We start from the raw sequence: 17,768 nt of genomic DNA, 5'->3' as shown, positions 1-17,768 counted from the left end.
TGGTCAGGGCACCGCCTTGACCACGGTCAATGCGGTGGTCGAGGTATCGTCAACCGCACTGGATGCCGGTGCCTGTTCCTGCGTTTCCTGCGTGGCGTCCGGGCCGTCGTTCTCAACGCTCTGATCGCTGGTCCGTGCGTCGGACGCCGGCCCTGTGGGAGTGTCATGCGCCTCCCCGGGGGCGTCCTGGGCGGGCGGGACAGCGTCCGCGCGTGGTTCCGGCGCTGTTTGCACAGCGGGACGTATGGACGAGACCGACACCGGTGCGGCGCCGTCGGGCATGGCGCTGTCGGGGATGGCGGCGACGGTGACCGCAGCCGACTGCGGCGCAACCTGCGGCACCCCGGTGGCGGCGGTTTCCGGGTCGGCGTCACCGGGGTGACCTGCCTGGGCGTCCTGTTCCTCCTGGGCCTCGATGTCCTCAGCCAGCGTCTTGAGCATGGATTCGGCTTCCGCTGTCATGTCCTCATGCCCCACAGCCATGGCTTTGACCAGGTACTGCGCCAAAGCGAATTCCGCCAGGAGCGCAGCACGCCGAAGGAGGTGCGCGTCAGGGGATTCCCGACGTGCCTTGGTGTACTGGTACAGGACAGCTTCCACGAACGCCGGCTCGTTCGACGCCACCAGCCAGGCGAAGTCGTCTGCAGGATCACCGATCCGGAGGTCGGTCCAGCCCGTGACGGCGGTCACGGCGTTGTGGTGGATCATCAGGTTGTCTTCATGAAGATCTCCATGAACCACCGAGGTGTTGAAGCGCCACAAGGCGACGTCTTCCAAAGCGTGTTCCCACCGGCGCAGCAGCGACGCCGGGATCTTTCCGGTAGTGGCCGCCTGATCCAGCTCATTGAGTTTGCGCTGGCGGAACTCGTTGGCTGAGTAGCTGGGAAGGTCGGCGTTCGTGACCAGTGCCAAGGGAAGGTCATGGATCGCAGCCAGTGCTGTACCGACCTCCCGCGCCAAGGCAGGGCTTGCCGACGACAATTCCTCGATGGAAAGAGTGGAGCCTTGCAGGTGGGCGTAGACGAACGTCGTGAGGGCACCCTGGCGGACGGTGCCTGCCACGGTCGGTACGTGGAAAGGGAGTTCGGCCCTGATGGCAGGCGCAAAGGCGCGCAGGACCATGAGCTCTGTTTCCAGGCGCGTACTCGCCTCGGGATGCCGCGGGGAACGGACGCGCCAGCGCTTGCCTTCCGCGTCGAGCAGCAACGCTGAATCGAAGTCGGCGTCGTCGTCGGGGGAAAAGGCTGTAGCCGTCGGTGCCAGGCCGGGCACCGCCGCAGTTGCTACAGCGGCCAGTTCGAGCGGTGTTCTTCTCACGCTTCAACGGTAGATTGACCGGAGCGTCTGGCCATGATGCAGTGCGGCGAGTCTTCACATCCGCCTGAAAACAAGGGCCCTTTCTACCTTTGCTGCGCCTGTCCCGGTGATGTCCACAACGCCCAGGCGGTCCAAATGTTTTTTGTCGGTGGGAATCAGTACGGTAGGTACATGAGTTATGCGGAGTCTCCGGCGCTTGCCAACCACCTGATGGATACTGTTCTTCCAGTTCGTCCTGCGCTGGTGGACCGCGGCTCAGTGGAACGCATGAAGCCCGGCATGGTCCAGCAGTTGGTGGATTCAGGCACGGCCAAAGCCATGGTGATTTCGCAGCGCAAAGCGTTGGTCACCCCGGACGGGCTGTGGTTCGGCGACGCTTCACCGTTGTGGGCGGCCCTGGAAGCATCCGGTACGGCTTCGGCCATCTATCTGGGCGCCACGCTGGGACCGTCGTCCCTGCCCCAGGGAACACCTGTATTGCTCTTTACTGTCGCGGATGCCCCGGAGCCGGGCACCCTCGGCATTCCCGCCAACGCGGAATGGTCGGGTTTCCGGGAGGTCGCCGGCAGCCTGGATCCCAGTGACACCGCACTGTTCATCGAGGCCAGTGCCATCTCGAACTGGCATGCCACCCACACCCACTGCCCCCAGTGCGGGGCGCCCACGGACATTGAAGCCGGTGGATGGGTACGTCGGTGCCCCAAGGACAACTCGGAGCATTACCCCCGCACTGATCCGGCCATCATCGTCACGGTCGTGGGGCCGGACGGCCGGGTTCTCCTGGGCGGAGGTGGCCCGGCGGACGCCCGGAATTACTCCACGTTCGCGGGTTTCGTGGAACCGGGGGAGTCCTTGGAACAGGCCGTGGTAAGGGAGATCGGCGAGGAAGTCGGGATCCGCGTCACTGCCTGCCAGTATCTGGGTTCCCAGTCGTGGCCGTTCCCGGCCTCCCTCATGCTGGGCTTCACTGCTGTCACTGAAGACTCTGTCGCGCGACCAGACGGTGTCGAAGTCACCCGCGCCCGCTGGTTCAGCCGCGAGGAACTCCAGAAGGCGGTGTTGGAGGGTGAGATCACCATTTCCACGCGTCTCTCCATCGCACGTTCCCTGATTGAGCATTGGTACGGCGGCGTTATCGAAGACCTTCAACCGTGACGCTGGGCATTTTCGACACCGCCGGTTCCTTGGAGGACAGGGTCCTCGGGGGACTGGACGAAGAACAGCGCGAAGTTGCAAGCACCCTCAGCGGTCCTTTGTGCGTTCTTGCCGGTGCAGGCACCGGCAAGACGCGTGCCATTACGCACCGCATTGCCTACGGGGTGCATTCCGGGGTTTATTCGCCCCAACGCCTGCTGGCGGTTACCTTCACCGCACGGGCCGCGGCAGAGATGCGAAGCCGTCTGCGGGATCTCGGTGTAGCCAACGTCCAGGCCCGGACCTTCCATGCAGCGGCCCTGCGTCAGTTGCAGTTCTTCTGGCCGCAGGCCATCGGTGGTACGTTGCCCAGTCTCCTGGACCACAAGGCCACCATGATTGCCGAGGCTTCCCGCCGGCTGCGCCTCAGCACGGACCGGGCCTCCATCAGGGACCTCGCCGCGGAGATCGAGTGGGCCAAGGTCTCCATGCTCACCCCGGCAAACTACCTTGAAAACGCCAAGGGCCGGGGTTCGCCCGGCGGGTTCGATCTCACCACCGTCTCCCGGGTATTCCAGGCCTACGAGGATTTGAAGACGGACCGCAATGTCATCGACTTCGAGGACGTCCTGCTGATAACCGTGGGGATCCTTCAGGAGGACCCGAAAGTTGCAGCCACGGTGCGGGAACAGTACAGGCATTTCGTCGTCGACGAATACCAGGACGTTTCGCCACTGCAGCAGCGGCTCCTTGACCTGTGGCTGGGTGGCCGGGAAGAGCTGTGCGTCGTTGGGGATGCCAGCCAGACCATTTATTCCTTCACGGGAGCTTCGCCTGAACATCTCCTGAACTTCAAAGCCCGGTATCCAGGCGCCACCGTGGTCAAGCTCGTCCGTGACTACCGTTCAACCCCGCAGGTGGTAAAGCTGGCCAACGATCTCCTGGGCAACCGGCGCAGCGGTGGTCCTGCAGCCGACGCGGCGTGGGCTCCACCGCTCCGGCTTGTGGCCCAACGGCCTTCCGGTCCGGAGCCGCGTTTCATGGAATGCCCTGACGATGAAGCCGAAGCCGCTGTGGTGGCCGGCAGGATCCAGGAGTTGCTGGACGCCGGGGTAAAGGCCAGCGAAATTGCCATCCTTTTCCGCACGAACGGCCAGTCCGAGGCTTACGAGCAGGCGCTGGCGTCTGCGGGTATCGGTTACCAGCTCAGGGGCGGCGAGAGGTTCTTCGCCCGCAAAGAGGTCCGCGACGCCATTCTTCAGTTGCGTGCTGCTACCCGTGCGGTCGCCGAGGAAGGGCAGCAGTCCCTGGGGCAGGTCGTGCGGGACATCGTGTCGTCCCTGGGCTATACGGATTCAGCTCCGCACAGCGGCGGGGCGCTTCGTGAGCGGTGGGAGTCCCTTGCTGCCTTGGTGGCGCTGGCCGATGAGCTGGCTGCCAGCCGCGGAGAGTCGTATGCCCTGGGCGACTTCGTCAATGAACTGCAGGAGCGTTCCGTGGCGCAGCATGCTCCGACCGTCCAGGGTGTCACTCTGGCCTCCCTTCATGCCGCCAAGGGCCTCGAGTGGGACGCCGTATTCCTTGTGGGCTTGAGCGAGGGCCTGATGCCCATTTCCTTCGCTGATTCACCGGAGGACGTGGACGAAGAACGTCGCCTGCTCTACGTGGGCATCACGCGCGCCAGGGAACATCTCACTCTGTCATGGTCCACGGCCCGGACCCCGGGAGGGAGGGCCAACCGCAAGCCGTCGCGCTTCCTGGAGGGGCTGCGCCCGGAAACCGCCGGCGCCGCGGGTGCGCGCAGCCGGACAACCACCCAGAAGCGGAAGGCAGCCGCGCCGGCCTCGTGCCGGGTTTGCGGGAGCATGCTGGCTACTGGCGCGGAGCGCAAGGTCGGCCGGTGCAACCAGTGTCCTCCCGGGTATGAGGAACAGACCTTTGAGGCGTTGCGGCAATGGCGCAGGACTGAGGCCCAGTCCGCGGACGTTCCGGCGTATGTCGTCTTTACGGATGCCACGCTGACGGCCATCGCCGAAGCCAGGCCTTCCTCTTTGGAAGAACTCTCCGCGTTGGCAGGGGTGGGCCCTTCAAAGCTTGAGCGCTATGGAGAGGCCGTGTTGGCGGTGCTCGCCGGGACTTCGCATCCCACGGAAGGTGAGGAGGCGTGATGATGCGCAGCCATTCCAGGGACGCCAACAACGCCGGGGTGCCTTTGACGACTGAAGAGGGCGCCCCTGTAGTGGTCCGACGCTCTGCGCGGCGCAAGCGGACGGTGGCGGCTTTTTGGGAAGACGGAAATGCCGTGGTGGCCATTCCGGCGACCTTCAGCAAGGCCCAGGAACGTGAATGGGTCCGAAGAATGCTGGCCAAGCTGAAGAAGCAGGGGGAGCGTTCCGGGGCCAAGGGGAGGCGGCCGCCTGCCAACGATGAGGCCCTTGCCCGGCACGCCGGAACCCTTTCCCGGACCTATCTGGGTGGAAGGGCCGTGCCCACGTCCGTCCGCTGGGTCACCAACCAAAACTCACGGTGGGGTTCGGCTACACCTGCCGATGGCACCATCCGGTTGTCCCACAAGCTGCAGGCCATGCCGCAATGGGTGATCGACTACGTTCTGCTCCATGAACTTGCGCATCTGTTGGTCGCTGGACACGATGCCTCGTTCTGGCGCCTTCTGGAGACCTATCCGGAAACGGAGCGGGCCAAGGGCTTCCTGGAGGGCGTGGCCTTCGCCACCTCCCGGGGCCTGCCCGGGAACCCCGGGCCAGCGGCGGAAGAGCAGGACTGACGCCCGGCTGTCCTGCCGCGCGCCGCGCCCGTTACCTGACGGGCGGTTGGGGATCGCCGTCCCGGCCCTCTGCGTCGTCGTCCTTCGCTGCCTCACCGGGGGAGCTGTCCCCTTCGTCGGCGTCGGCCGGAGCGTCGTAGCCGCCACTGAGCAGCTTCTGCAGGGCGTCGTCCACTTCGCTGTCGCTGGCCTCCGCCAACTTCCGGCGCGATGAGAAGCCCTGGGGATCGTCCAGGTCCTCGCCCGTCGGCAGGAGATCCGGGTGATGCCAGATGGCGTCACGGCCTGCTATCCCGCGTTCCTCCTTGAGGGTGGCCCACAGGGTGGCAGCTTCCCGGAGTCGGCGGGGACGCAGTTCCAGCCCCACAAGTGACGAGAACGCGTGCTCGGCGGGACCGCCCGTAGCGCGGCGCCGGCGGACAGTTTCCCGCAGTGCGGTGGCCGAGGGAAGTACGTTGGCCGTGGCTTCGGCCGTCAGCTCATCCACCCAGCCCTCCACCAACGCCAGTGCAGTTTCGAGTTTCTCCAGCGCAGCCGTTTGGACGGGGGTCCGCTCCGGCGTGAAGACGCCTTGGGAGAGGGCTTCCTGGATGCCTTCGGGGTTGCTGGGATCCAGGTCGCGGGCGAGGTCTTCTATGCGCGACATGTCGATGTGGATGCCCCGGGCGTAGGCCTCGATGGCGCCAAGCAGGTGGCCGCGGAGCCACGGCACCTGAACGAACAACCGGGCATGCGCGGCCTCCCTGACCGCGAGGAACAGCCTGACATCGTTTTCCGGAAGGCTCAGGCCTTCACCGAATTTGGCCACATTGGCCGGCAGCAGGGCCATTTCCAGATCGGCCAGCGGCACGCCAATGTCCGTGGAGCTGACCACTTCCGCGGACAGGGCACCGATTGCCTGGCCCAACTGCATCCCGAAGATTGCACCGCCCATGTTCTGCAGCATGGAGGAGGCACCGCCCATCATGGACTTCATCTCCTCCGGCATCTGCTGGGTCAGCGCATTGGACAGCGCGTTCGCGATGCTGTTGGCCACCGGTTCGGTCAGCCGCTTCCAGGTTCCGAGCGTGGCCTCCACCCATTCCGCGCGCGACCACGCGTGGCCAATCAACCCTGTTGCCGGGAGGTCGGTGACGGGGTCGAGCCACAGCTCAGCCAAACGGAGGGCTTCGTCTACCCCGCGGGACTGCTGGGTGTTCACGGACGGATCACCGCCCGCAGCTGCCACACGTCGGGCGTTGTCGTGGGCCAGTTTCCAGTTCACGGGCCCCTCGGAGGTGGAGCTCATCATCGCCTGGACCTGGGCGAACATCTGCTGCAGCAGCTGGGGATCGTTGGGCAGCCCGGCTGCCTTGGCCAGTTCAGCGGGGTCGATGTTGCCCATCCCCTGGCCGCCCATCAGGTTTTGCAGCATTTCTGCCAGCGGATCCTTGGGTGCGTCGTCGTCGTTGGACGGATTGTTGGGGTTGGAAGTCATGGTGCCGCCGATCGTCGAACCTACCTGGTGATCACTTTCACCGTACCCCGAGGGGCAGGGGCTGTCTGCCTGTTCGCGGCGTAGTTCGCTGTAGGCAAAGCAGCCCGGCAACCCGGGACCGCGTAGTGTGGATGTTTGGTATATATCGCCGCCGCTTCGCGCGGGCGGAGCCAATGTGCCGCGCACGAACCACCGGCAAGAGAGGCCCTCAATGCTTACTTCGCCCAGCCCTGGGGGCTCGGTTGACCCGCGTCAAATGCCCGACGCCGATCCCTCCTCCGTGCCTGCGGAGCCTTCCGGTGGAAGCCGCTACATGCTGATGGTGGTGTCGGGGCTGCTGGCCTTGGGGCTGGGCCTGGGGGCGGCAGCGCTGCCCGTGCCCTATGTTGTCGAATCGGCCGGTCCGACCTTCAACACCCTCGGGCAGGACGGCGACAAGCCTGTCATCAGCATTTCCGGCCGGGAGTCCTTTCCGGCCCAGGGCAACCTGGACCTGACGACCGTCGTCATGACCGGTGGCCCCAAATCTCCGGCAACAATCTTCGACGTCTTTGGCGGATGGGCGGACCCCTCCAAAGCCGTCTACCCGGAGGAACTGATCTACCCCAAGGGCACCACGGCCGAGGAAACCGTCAAACAGAGCGAAGTGGCCATGGAGTCCTCCCAGGAGAACGCCGTCGCCGCCGCGCTCAGGGAACTGGACATCCCCTTTGAGCAGAAGCTCACTGTCGCGGGACTTTCGGAGGAGTCCCCGTCGGAAGGCAAAATCCAGGAAGGCGATGTCCTCACGTCCATCAACGGTAAACCGGTGTCGTCCATGGCGGTGATCCAGGAAGAACTGTCCGCCGGGGCAGGCGCTGCAGCGGCCGTCGTCGTGGACCGCAACGGAAGCTCCGTGACGGAGTCGGTGACTCCCGTGAAGAACCAGGCCGGCAGGTACGTCCTGGGTGTCCTTCTGGCCAGCGACTTCACCTTCCCCTTTGATGTGAAGATTTCCCTTGAGAATGTTGGCGGGCCCAGTGCCGGCATGATGTTCGCGCTGGGCATCGTGGACAACCTGGAACCGGGGGACCTCACCGGCGGGAAGCATGTGGCCGGCACTGGCACCATTTCCGCCGACGGGGCCGTAGGGCCAATCGGCGGCATTGCCCAGAAGATGATCGGGGCGCGGCAGCATGGCGCCACCATGTTCCTTGCGCCGGCGGCAAACTGCGCGGATGTCGTGGGACATGTGCCGGACGGTTTGCAGGTAGTCAAGGTAGAGACTCTTGCCGATGCCCGGGCCGCAGTGGAACGCCTTGGTAACGGCCAGGACACCAAAGGCCTTCCCACCTGCACGAACAATTAGACTGGCGGTGGAACTTAGCTCCACTGCCACTCGTGGCATATATGACAGCTCCCGCCACCCCAGTGTCGGGAATTGTCACATCACACGCATACCGACTGTTAACTGACGACCACCAATGAGGTACAGAGTTTGTCCCGTCCCGCCAGCTCCAGCCCGCCCGGAAGATCGCCGCTGAGACGAGGTGCCCTGACTCCGACGCTCATTGTCGTCGCAGTGGTGGTCGTCGGCTTCATTTTCTTCGCCAATGTGTGGACAGATGTCCTGTGGTACCAGCAGCTTGGCTTCTTTGAGGTCTACCTGCGTGAGAACCTCGCCCGGATCCTGACCTTCCTGGTCGGGTTCGCCATGATGTTCGCTGCTGTCTTTTTTGCCATCAGGATCGCCTACCGCTCGCGGCCCGTCTACGCCCCCGACGCCGAGTCACGGGACAACCTGAACCGCTACCAGGCGCAGCTTGAGCCTGTTCGCCGCGTGGTGATGATCGGCCTGCCGATCCTGTTCGGCCTGTTCGCCGGCAGCGCTGCGGCCAGCCAGTGGCAGAAAGTACTGCTGTTCTTCAACCAGGAGCCGTTTGGACAGAGTGATCCTCTGTTCAACCTGGACATCAGCTTCTACCTCATGTCCCTGCCCTTTCTGGGGTTCGTCACCGGTTTCCTGATCAGCATCGCTGTCGTGGCCGGCATTGCGGGCATCCTCACGCACTACCTGTACGGCAGCATCCGGCTCATGGAGCGCGGGATCTTCACAAGCCGCGCCGCCCAGATCCACATCGCCGTGACCGGCGCGTTCTTCCTGCTTCTGCTGGGTGTGAACTTCTGGCTCGACCGGTACACCACGGTGCAGAGCTCGGCCGGACGCTGGGCGGGTGCCTTGTACACGGACGTCAACGCGGTGGTTCCCACCAAGGCCATCCTGGCCGTGGCAGCGGGCCTGGTGGCAATCCTGTTCATTGTGGCCGCTGTGATCGCCCGCTGGCGCTTGCCCGTCATCGGCACGGCGATGCTCATCATCACTGCCATCCTGGCCGGCGGCGTCTACCCCTGGGTGATCCAGCAGTTCCAGGTACGCCCGTCGGAGAACACCCTGGAAAGGGAGTTCATCAACCGCAACATCACCATGACCCGTGCTGCTTACGGGTTGGACAAGATCGAGGTGTCCGCGTACAACGCCACCACCACGGCCACAAGCGGTGCCCTGGCCGATGATGCGCAGACGGCAGCAAACATCCGCCTGTTGGATCCGAACCTTATTTCCTCGGCGTTCTCGCAGCTGGAACAGTACCGTCCGTACTACCAGTTCCCGCAGACGCTGAACGTGGACCGCTACACGGTTGACGGCAAGGTCCAGGACACCGTGATCGCGGTTCGGGAGCTGAATCCGGATGGACTTAGCGCCAGCCAGCAGACCTGGGTCAACCGGCACATCGTGTACACCCACGGCTATGGCGTGGTTGCCGCCAAGGGCAACAAGTTCACCGCGGACGGCAAGCCGGAGTTCCTCCAGTCCGGCATTCCCACCAACGGTGTCCTCGGCAACGACACCACCTACCAGCCCCGTATCTACTTCGGCGAGAACTCGCCGGAATACTCCATTGTGGGTGCTCCGGACGGCGCCCCCAACCGGGAACAGGACCGTCCCGCCGGGCGTGAAGGCAGTGGCGAAACGCAGTACACCTTCACCGGCAACGGCGGGCCCAACGTCGGCAACTGGTTGAACCGCATTCTGTACTCCATCAAGTTCCAGTCCTCGGACCTCTTGCTGTCGGACGGCGTAAATGTGGAGTCGCAGATTCTGTATGACCGGAATCCGCGCGAACGCGTCGAGAAACTTGCCCCTTACCTGACCGTTGACGGCAACGCCTACCCGGCCGTGGTGGATGGCCGGGTGAAGTGGATCGTGGATGGTTACACCACCAGCCAGTACTTCCCGTACTCCCAGCCCCAGCAGCTGCAGAACGCCACTGTCGATTCCCAGACAAGCGCCGGCCGGACCGTTGCCTTGCCCAACAGCTCGGTCAACTACATCCGGAACTCGGTCAAGGCCACTGTCGACGCCTACGACGGATCGGTCACTTTGTACGCCTGGGATGACCAGGACCCGCTGCTGAAGGCCTGGCAGAAGGTCTTCCCGACTGTCATCAAGCCATACTCCGATATGTCGGGCGACCTCATGAGCCACGTCCGTTACCCGGAGGACCTGTTCAAGGTCCAGCGTGAACTCCTGGGCCGCTACCACGTGACGGACCCGGACAGCTTCTACCAGAACAACGATGCTTGGAGCGTTCCGAACGACCCAACGGTCTCCGAAGCCGTCAAGCAGCCGCCGTTCTACATGTCCCTGCAGATGCCGGACCAGGAGAAGCCTGCCTTCCAGCTGACCTCCTCCTTCATTCCGCAGACGGTCAATGGCAATGCGCGTAACGTCTTGTACGGGTTCCTGGCCGCGGACTCCGACGCGGGCAACGTCAAGGGCGAGAAAGCGGACAGTTACGGCAAGCTGCGGCTTCTGCAACTGCCCACTGACACCCAGGTCCCCGGGCCGGGCCAGGCCCAGAACAAGTTCAACTCCGACCCCACGGTGTCGCAGGCACTCAACCTGCTTCGCCAAGGCGCCTCGGACGTGCTGAACGGCAACCTGTTGACCCTCCCTGTGGGTGGTGGCCTGCTGTACGTCCAGCCTGTCTACCTCAAGTCCACGGGTGAGACGTCCTACCCGACCCTCCAACGCGTCCTGGTGGCCTTTGGCGACAAGATCGGCTTTGCTGCCACCCTCGATGAGGCCCTGAACCAGTTGTTTGGCGGTAACTCCGGAGCGGAGGCAGGCGACTCTGAGAACAACGGCCAAACACCGGCTACGCCGCCCGGCACCACGACTCCGCCGGCCGGACCCGTTGATGCGAAGGCAGAACTCAAGGCCGCCCTGGATGAAGCCAACCAGGCGATCCGGGACGGACAGGCCGCCTTGGCCAAGGGTGATTTCGCAGGTTACGGCCAGCAGCAGACCAGGCTGTCCGAAGCCTTGCAGAAGGCTTTGGACGCAGAAGCCAAGCTTGGTGTGACTTCTGCTCCAGCGGCGACGCCGAGTGCCACGCCGTCGCCTACCCCCAGCAGCTAGGGGATAGCCGGGGTTCACCCTGGAAGGCCGGTATCCGTGAGACTGCGGATGCCGGCCTTCCTGTGTGGAGACGCAGATCACTGCCCCTCGATTTGGTCCGCAGTTCACCGGACGGTAATGTTGTTCTTGCGACGCGGGGTGGAGCAGTTCGGTAGCTCGCTGGGCTCATAACCCAGAGGTCACAGGTTCAAATCCTGTCCCCGCAACTGGGAAAAGACCCGGATCAGAAAAACTGGTCCGGGTCTTTTGTTGTTCGTGCCTGTTTCTGCCTGCCGCATGCAACCTCACTGATTTGCGGAGATGCCAATCGGGCCACCTACGCCAATGTGATCTCCGGCACCAAGTGCCCCGAATGGCAAAAAGCGCCTTTCACATGGGGTATTGTTGATCAAGCGACGCGGGGTGGAGCAGTTCGGTAGCTCGCTGGGCTCATAACCCAGAGGTCACAGGTTCAAATCCTGTCCCCGCAACTGGAAGATGAAAGAAGTCCGGACCGGTGAAAACCGGTCCGGACTTTTTTCATACCCGGCGGTTCGCCTGGCTGGTGTAGCATCAGTCCGGCACTGGGCAACCACGGCGGAAAGGTGACATGGTCGACGAAGACAACGCGAAGGGCCCACACCGGCCGGTCCTGGAGAGGGACAGCCCCGTTGCCGTTTACCAGCAGGTTGCGGACGTCCTGACCGAACTGGTGGGCAGCCTGGAACCTGGTTCGCGGATCCCCACGGAAGAGTCGTTGATGGCGGACTACGGCATCAGCCGCACCACGGTCCGAAAAGCGATCGAGACCCTGGTGGTCAAAGGCCTGCTGGTGCGCCGGCAAGGCAAGGGGACCTTCGTCAGGGCGCAGAGCCCCGTCCGCATGCTCAACCGACTTGCACCGTTCATGGAGACCTTTACCGCCGCCGGCATGAAAACGGTCAAGGGCCTCATCGAATACAAATGGATGGAGAAAGACAGATCGGTGCCAGCCAAGCTGGTTTCCGACGACAACCTCGTCCTGGTCATCCGCCGTTCCTACTCCAGCGCCGGCTGGCCCTACGCCATTGCCGAAATCTTTATCCCGTCCCACATAGGCCGCCACATCAGCCTCGCCGACGCCGAGAAGAACTCCATCTACCAGGTCATCCAGGACCGGACCCTGAAACCCTTGCACCGGGCAGAGATCACTGTGACCATGCACGCACCTCCGGATCACCTGGCAGACGCCCTGAACGTCAGGGAGTTCCCGGTAGTACCGCGCCTGGAGCGCACCACATTGGGGCCCCATGGCGAAGTCCTGGAATGCACTGTGACCTACTTCCACCCCAAAGGTTTTGAAATCCGGGCAGAAGTAGCCACGGATGCCAGCCCGGGGGAGGAAGCGCCGGGCTCCGCCGCGCCGTAAGGCCTCCCGGATGCACTAACGGCCGGATCCCTGTGGAATCCGGCCGTTACGGCTGCACAGTTGTCGAGGCCGTGGCCCCGGTGGTGCCTAGAGCTTGTCGAAGTCGGCTTCGTCGATGGTTGCATTGGTGGTGGAGGGGGCGCCCGCACCGATCGCCGGCTTGCTGCCGCCGGACTTCAAGGCCGCGAGGCGAGCCTCGATCTCCGTCTGCTCACCGAGGTCCTCAAGCTGGTTGAACTGCGCGTCCAGGCTGGAGGCTGCGAGTTCCTGTTGGCCCAGGACCTTGGCTTCCTCGCGGCGGATCTTCTCTTCGAAACGGCCGACCTCGCTGGTGGGGTCCATGATGTCGATGCTCTTGAGGGCGTCGTGCACCTGGGACTGGGCAGCAGCCGTCTTGGAACGGGCAACAAGCTCGTTGCGCTTTGCAGTGAGCTGGTTGAGCTTGTTCTTCATCTGGTCCAAGCCACTCTTGAGCTTGTCCACGACTTCGGTCTGCGATGCAATGCTCGGTTCGGCAGCCCTGGCTTCGGACTCGGCGGCCATCTGGCGTTGAATTGCCACCTTGGCCAGGTTGTCGAACTTCTCAGCATCGACGCTGTCACCGGACGCACGGTACTCGTCTGCCTTGCGGGAAGCCGCCAGGGCCTTGTTGCCCCAGTCCTGTGCGTTCTTGATGTCCTCGTTGTAGTCCGCCTGCAGCATGCGAAGGTTGCCGATGGTCTGGGCCACAGCGGACTCGGCTTCGGCAATGTTGTTCGTGTAGTCGCGGACCATCTGGTCCAGCATCTTCTGCGGGTCCTCAGCCTGATCCAGCAAAGCGTTGATGTTTGCCTTGGCGAGCTGTGCGATCCGACCGAAAATGGACTGCTTAACCATGGTGTTGCCTTTCGTCCTGCTCAGTGGGAACCACTGAAATCAGTGATCAGTTGTTGTACCGCTTCTACGTGGGCGTATGCCCCACCTAGTCTGTCCGGGCTAGAAGTCGCCGCCGCCACCGCCGTCGCCGCCCCAGCCGCCGGCGTCAAAGCCGCCGCCCGAGTCGCCACCGCCGAAGAAGCCTCCGTCGCCGCCGTCATTGTGGCCGCCGCCCCAACCGCCCCCGCCTCCGTTGAGGATGGAGTTGATGAGGATGCCGCCCAGGATGGCCCCGCCGAGGCCGCCACCTCCGCCGCCACCGAACATGCCGCCACGGCCGTAGCCCTGGTTGGCATAGCCGAACTGGTCAACATCGGACTGGGCAAGCTGCGCTGCCTGGGCCGCGAGCGAGTGGGCCTGCTGTGCATAGGTCAACGCAGTCACGGGATCATTGCGTGAAATGGACAGGGCATAGTCCAGGTTGCGCTGGGCCTCGGCCAGCCTGGTGCGGGCCTCGGTTCCCACGCCTCCGCGGCGGGCCGTGATGTAGTCCGAGGTTGCGCTGATCTGAGCCTGGGCAGCCATGATGGTCTGCTGCAGGGAGGCCTGTGCACGGCGGGCCTGCTCCTGCTGGTCCCGGATGCCGGACAGCGACTGATCCAGCGCCTGGTGGGCAGTCTCCACGCGGTTCAAGGTGGCGATGGGGTCGATCTTGCCGCCCTGGATTTCGTTCTTGACCTGCGCCAGAGCAGACTCGACGCCCGCCACCGGGCCCGCCAGCTCAGGATGCTGTCCGGACTGGATCATGGCGCGTGCCTGGGCAAGGTCCTGGCTGGTTTCCGCCACGGCGCTTTCCAGCGAGGTCCGGGCCTCGTCCAGGCTTCCGGCGGTTTTGGAGATGGCGTCGATAAGGACGTTAGTCTGGTGCAGGCTCTCTTCCGCTGCCCGTACTGCTACGGCGGCCATGCTGTTGTCGCCGGCTGTGAGCTTCTCCTGGGCGGTTGCGACGGCGTTCTGGACGAATGCCAGCCGTTCCTTGGCCTGCAGGATGTTATCGGAGACCTGCGCCAGGGCAGAGTCGGCGTACTTGGCACGAAGGCCGTCCAGGGACTGCTCGGCGCTGGAGATCCGGGCATCGGCTTCACGGGCGCCCGCGCTGACCGTTGCCAGCGCCTGCGGGGCATTTTTCTCCAGTTCGCGAAGCGAGTCGAAATCGGCCTTCTGGTCGCGAAGGGAGGCGAGTGCTGCCTCCGAGCGGCGGATAATCTCTCCCAGCCAGCTCCGCTGCTGCTCTTCAGTGTCCGGGATGTGGTCGTCCAGTTGCTGTTGCAGCTTGAACGACTCGGTCATGTGGCCCTTGGCTTCGTGGAGGGCCTTGGTGAAGTTCCCGATGGCGGCATCGCCATACTGTGCCTGGGCGAACCCGAGTTCCTGCTCGCTGGACTTGATGGCGTCATCTGCTTCGATCAGCAGGGAACCGCTTTTCTGGCGAAGCTCAGCAATGGTGAGCCCGGCCAAAGGATCGAGCTGCTCACCTTGCGGGCCGAAGCCGGGCGAGGAGGCCTGGCCGGACTTCTTCCGGCGATTGCGCAAGTACAGGTAGGTGCCTACGCCGCCGGCAGCAACGACGCCGGCTCCCACCAGCACTCCCACGCCTGCGTTGCCGTTGGGTACGTTGCCGCTGCCGCCTCCGGCTGCGTCACCAATGGCGGCAGCGGCATCGATGACAGCCTGGGCATAATTTCCGGCGCGCAGCTGTGGATCAATGGCCTTGCTGGTGATGTTGTCACGCTGCGCGTTGGTGATTTTGCTGTTGCTGGGCTTGCCCAGCTGGTATTGGCGGGTGTCCGTTGCTACGGCGAGGACCAGGGCGTTGGGTCCGAGGTTGGCTTTCTCTGCTACGTCTGCAACCCATTCGACCCGATCGGCCGGGTTCTCGAAGCGCTTCACGAAAACGGCGTGCAGTGTCATGGCGTGTTCCGACCCGAGCTTCTGGATGGCTTCCTGCACCTTGGCTTTATCACCGCCCAGGACGCCGGCGGAATCCACGATTTTGGTGGCGGGATCAAGCGTGACCGGATCTTCGGCCCACGCTGCGCCGGCCGGTAGGGCCAACATTCCAGCCACGCCAATCACGGCGAGTACACGTTTCACTATTGACCGCATGTGCAACCCTTCAGCACGTCTGCGACTGGAACAGGGCGAACCAATCGTCACAGAATGCTCAGCGCCCCCACGCATGGTGTAAAGCCGCAGGTCGCTGTGGCAATTCCTCTTGATTCTATGGTGCACCCCACACCCCGTCCAAGGCAGTGAATATGCCACCAGCGAAATGGTGGAGAACAGCGTTCAGGCCGCGCGTTGAAGCCCTTCAGGGGGCAGTTGCAACTCTTCGCGTTCCTCGTTCAGGAAGCTCTCAGCAAACGTCCGAATTTGTTCCAGTAATAGGGTTCATAGTTAGGGGAGACAAGGACGAAAGGAAGACCATGACGGAGAACCCAGCCCAGGGCGCCGGACCAGAGAACCGCGAGCCGTCCCAGCCGCGCCAGGCTCCCGGGGTGGCCCCGAACGCCGAGGCTGCGGAGCAGGCGGCGCAAGGACAGGACCAGCCCAGCCATGATCAGGGCAACCAGCCATCCGCCCCGGGGGGCGCAGAGCCTGTCCGCGACGCGCCGGGACGCGATGCCAACGCCACCGCTCCGCTTCCAGCCTTCCATTCGCCCGGTGCTGAACCCGGCCCCTCCCAGCATCCGCAGCCTTCACAGGACCAGTTCCGTCCCAGTTACCCGCAGCGGCAGCCGTTCCATGGCGCCGGCCCGGCCCAGCCCCACCAGGGGCAAGGGGGCAGCCAGGCCAACCCGACTGCGCCCTATGGCGCGCACCAAGGCGCCTACTTCGCGGGATCACCGGGCAACGCCGGCCACCCTTACGCACAGGGCCCCCAGCACACCCAGGGCGGCCAGGCCCCCGCGGCGACCAGGAAGAAGCCTGCCTTCGGTGTGGGGACGCTGGTGGCGAGCATCCTGGCGGCGGGCCTGGTTGGCGGCGGCGTCGTGGCCGGCAGCAACGCACTGTGGGACGAGCCCGCGCCCGCGTCCTCGACGGGCGGCCAGTCGAGCACAGTGATCGTCAACAACAAGGACGATGTCAACGTCATCACCGCGGCTGCGGCCAAGGCCTCTCCCAGCGTGGTCACGATCAAGGCAACCAGCGGCGGCGAAGGCGGAACGGGCTCGGGCATCATCATCGACGACCAAGGCCACATCCTGACCAACACCCACGTGGTGACCCTTGATGGTGCGACTGCCAACGCCGCCATCGAGGTGCGGACCCATGATGGGAAGGTCCTGAAAGCCACGGTCGTGGGCACCGACCCGTTGTCCGACCTTGCAGTGATCAAGGTCAGCGACGCTTCAGGCCTTGTTCCGGCCACGTTGGGCGACTCGTCCAAGATCAACGTGGGGGACACCGCCGTCGCGATCGGTTCGCCCCTGGGGCTGACCGGCACGGTGACCGATGGCATCGTCTCCACCTTGAACCGCACCATCAGCGTGGCGTCTTCGGCTGTGCCCGAAGACGGTCCGGACGACAGCCAGGGCGACGACGAGGGCTTCCAGTTCGCGCCTCCGAACGGCGGGCAAAGCCAGCGGTCGGCCAACGAGGGGTCGATCTCCATTAATGTCATCCAGACTGATGCCGCCATCAACCCCGGCAATTCCGGTGGTGCGCTGGTCAACAGCAAGGGCGAAATCATCGGCGTCAACGTAGCGATCGCTTCGGCAGGAAGCGGCACGTCCGAATCGTCGTCCGGCAACATCGGCGTTGGCTTCAGCGTTCCCATCAACCACGCCAAGCGGGTGGCGCAGGAAATCATCGACAACGGCAAGGCAAGCCACGGGCAGTTTGGTGTGTCCGTACGGTCCAAGTCGTCCACCGGCAGCGATTCCGGTTTCTCGGTCGGCGCGGAAGTCGCGGCAGTAACCGCTGACTCAGCGGCAGCGAAGGCCGGCATCAAGGTGGGGGATGTCGTCACCAAGTTCGGCGATTACTCCATCAGCGACCCCAACCAACTCACCGCCGCTGTCCGTGAACAGCCGGCAGGCGCCAAGGTCAAGGTCACTATCCAGCGCAGCGGCCAGTCGCAGGAGATCGAGGTCACCTTGGACGCGGCCCAGTAATGCCGATAACGCACGACGGCGGCACGCACCCGGGGCGGCATGCGCACCTTGGCGCGTGCCGCCGTCGGGCTTTGGCGGTTTATCAGCGGGGTGCCAGGGACGAAACAGGGGTTAACGCCGCTGCGGATTTCCGGGCGCAATATGCTTAGCTAGGGTAGGCCCGTACGCTGGGC

At 64.2% G+C, this 17,768-nt stretch carries 11 protein-coding genes and 2 tRNA genes; 9 read left to right on the top strand and 4 right to left on the bottom strand.

Translation table 11 applies throughout. The features are described from left to right. Positions 1-3: 3 nt before the first annotated feature. Complete coding sequence (locus tag ACUYMZ_RS14140) at positions 4-1,317, bottom strand: macrolide 2'-phosphotransferase (RefSeq protein WP_481603966.1); 1,314 nt, start codon at positions 1,315-1,317, stop codon at positions 4-6. 171 nt (positions 1,318-1,488) lie between these two features. Here ACUYMZ_RS14140 and nudC point away from each other — a divergent pair, with 171 nt between their 5' ends. From nudC to ACUYMZ_RS14125, 3 genes are read left to right on the top strand one after another with little or no spacing between them, the layout of a single operon-like run. Beyond that, positions 1,489-2,472 (top strand): NAD(+) diphosphatase, encoded by a 984-nt coding sequence (nudC, locus tag ACUYMZ_RS14135; protein ID WP_481603964.1) that lies wholly within the window; start codon positions 1,489-1,491, stop codon positions 2,470-2,472. Next, positions 2,469-4,619 (top strand): ATP-dependent DNA helicase UvrD2, encoded by a 2,151-nt coding sequence (locus tag ACUYMZ_RS14130; RefSeq protein ID WP_481603962.1) that lies wholly within the window; start codon positions 2,469-2,471, stop codon positions 4,617-4,619. The genes nudC and ACUYMZ_RS14130 overlap by 4 nt, the downstream gene beginning before the upstream one ends. After that, entirely contained in the window at positions 4,619-5,236 is a 618-nt protein-coding gene (locus ACUYMZ_RS14125) for a YgjP-like metallopeptidase domain-containing protein (RefSeq protein WP_481603960.1), read from the top strand. Before ACUYMZ_RS14130 ends, ACUYMZ_RS14125 begins: the two co-directional genes overlap by 1 nt. A gap of 31 nt (positions 5,237-5,267) precedes the next feature. On the opposite strand, the gene ACUYMZ_RS14120 is transcribed toward ACUYMZ_RS14125, so the two are convergent. Then, positions 5,268-6,713: a zinc-dependent metalloprotease gene (locus ACUYMZ_RS14120; protein ID WP_426003378.1), complete on the bottom strand. Its 1,446-nt coding sequence runs from the start codon at positions 6,711-6,713 to the stop codon at positions 5,268-5,270. Between the two features lie 211 nt (positions 6,714-6,924). Between ACUYMZ_RS14120 and ACUYMZ_RS14115 the strand changes: the two genes are divergently transcribed. The 5 genes from ACUYMZ_RS14115 to ACUYMZ_RS14095 all read left to right on the top strand — a co-directional run bounded on the left by ACUYMZ_RS14115 (position 6,925) and on the right by ACUYMZ_RS14095 (position 12,562). Then, positions 6,925-8,061, top strand: coding sequence for a YlbL family protein (locus ACUYMZ_RS14115; protein ID WP_481603957.1), 1,137 nt, complete (start codon positions 6,925-6,927; stop codon positions 8,059-8,061). Positions 8,062-8,190: 129 nt separating this feature from the next. Next, complete coding sequence (locus tag ACUYMZ_RS14110; protein ID WP_481603955.1) at positions 8,191-11,175, top strand: UPF0182 family membrane protein; 2,985 nt, start codon at positions 8,191-8,193, stop codon at positions 11,173-11,175. 132 nt (positions 11,176-11,307) lie between these two features. Continuing rightward, positions 11,308-11,381: transfer RNA gene (locus tag ACUYMZ_RS14105), tRNA-Met, on the top strand. 190 nt (positions 11,382-11,571) lie between these two features. Then, positions 11,572-11,645 (top strand) — tRNA-Met (locus ACUYMZ_RS14100). Positions 11,646-11,764: 119 nt separating this feature from the next. Further along, a complete protein-coding gene (locus tag ACUYMZ_RS14095) occupies positions 11,765-12,562 on the top strand; it encodes a GntR family transcriptional regulator (protein WP_426003374.1) in 798 nt (265 codons plus the stop codon). Positions 12,563-12,649: 87 nt separating this feature from the next. Here the strand turns inward: ACUYMZ_RS14095 and ACUYMZ_RS14090 are convergent, their stop codons facing one another. Both ACUYMZ_RS14090 and ACUYMZ_RS14085 read right to left on the bottom strand, forming a co-directional pair. Next, positions 12,650-13,438 carry a PspA/IM30 family protein gene (locus tag ACUYMZ_RS14090; protein ID WP_426003372.1) on the bottom strand — a complete coding sequence of 263 codons (789 nt, stop codon included), beginning with the start codon at positions 13,436-13,438 and terminating at the stop codon, positions 12,650-12,652. A 99-nt stretch (positions 13,439-13,537) separates the two neighbouring features. Continuing rightward, positions 13,538-15,583: a TPM domain-containing protein gene (locus ACUYMZ_RS14085; protein ID WP_481603952.1), complete on the bottom strand. Its 2,046-nt coding sequence runs from the start codon at positions 15,581-15,583 to the stop codon at positions 13,538-13,540. Positions 15,584-15,903: 320 nt separating this feature from the next. On the opposite strand from ACUYMZ_RS14085, the gene ACUYMZ_RS14080 reads away from it, so the two are divergent. Beyond that, positions 15,904-17,595 (top strand): S1C family serine protease, encoded by a 1,692-nt coding sequence (locus ACUYMZ_RS14080; RefSeq protein ID WP_481603950.1) that lies wholly within the window; start codon positions 15,904-15,906, stop codon positions 17,593-17,595. Positions 17,596-17,768: the final 173 nt, after the last annotated feature.

The sequence above is a fragment of the Arthrobacter sp. T572 genome (assembly GCF_056780115.1).
The sequence above is the reverse complement of the archived record's forward strand: the minus strand, read 5'-3'. Positions and strand labels throughout refer to the sequence as shown.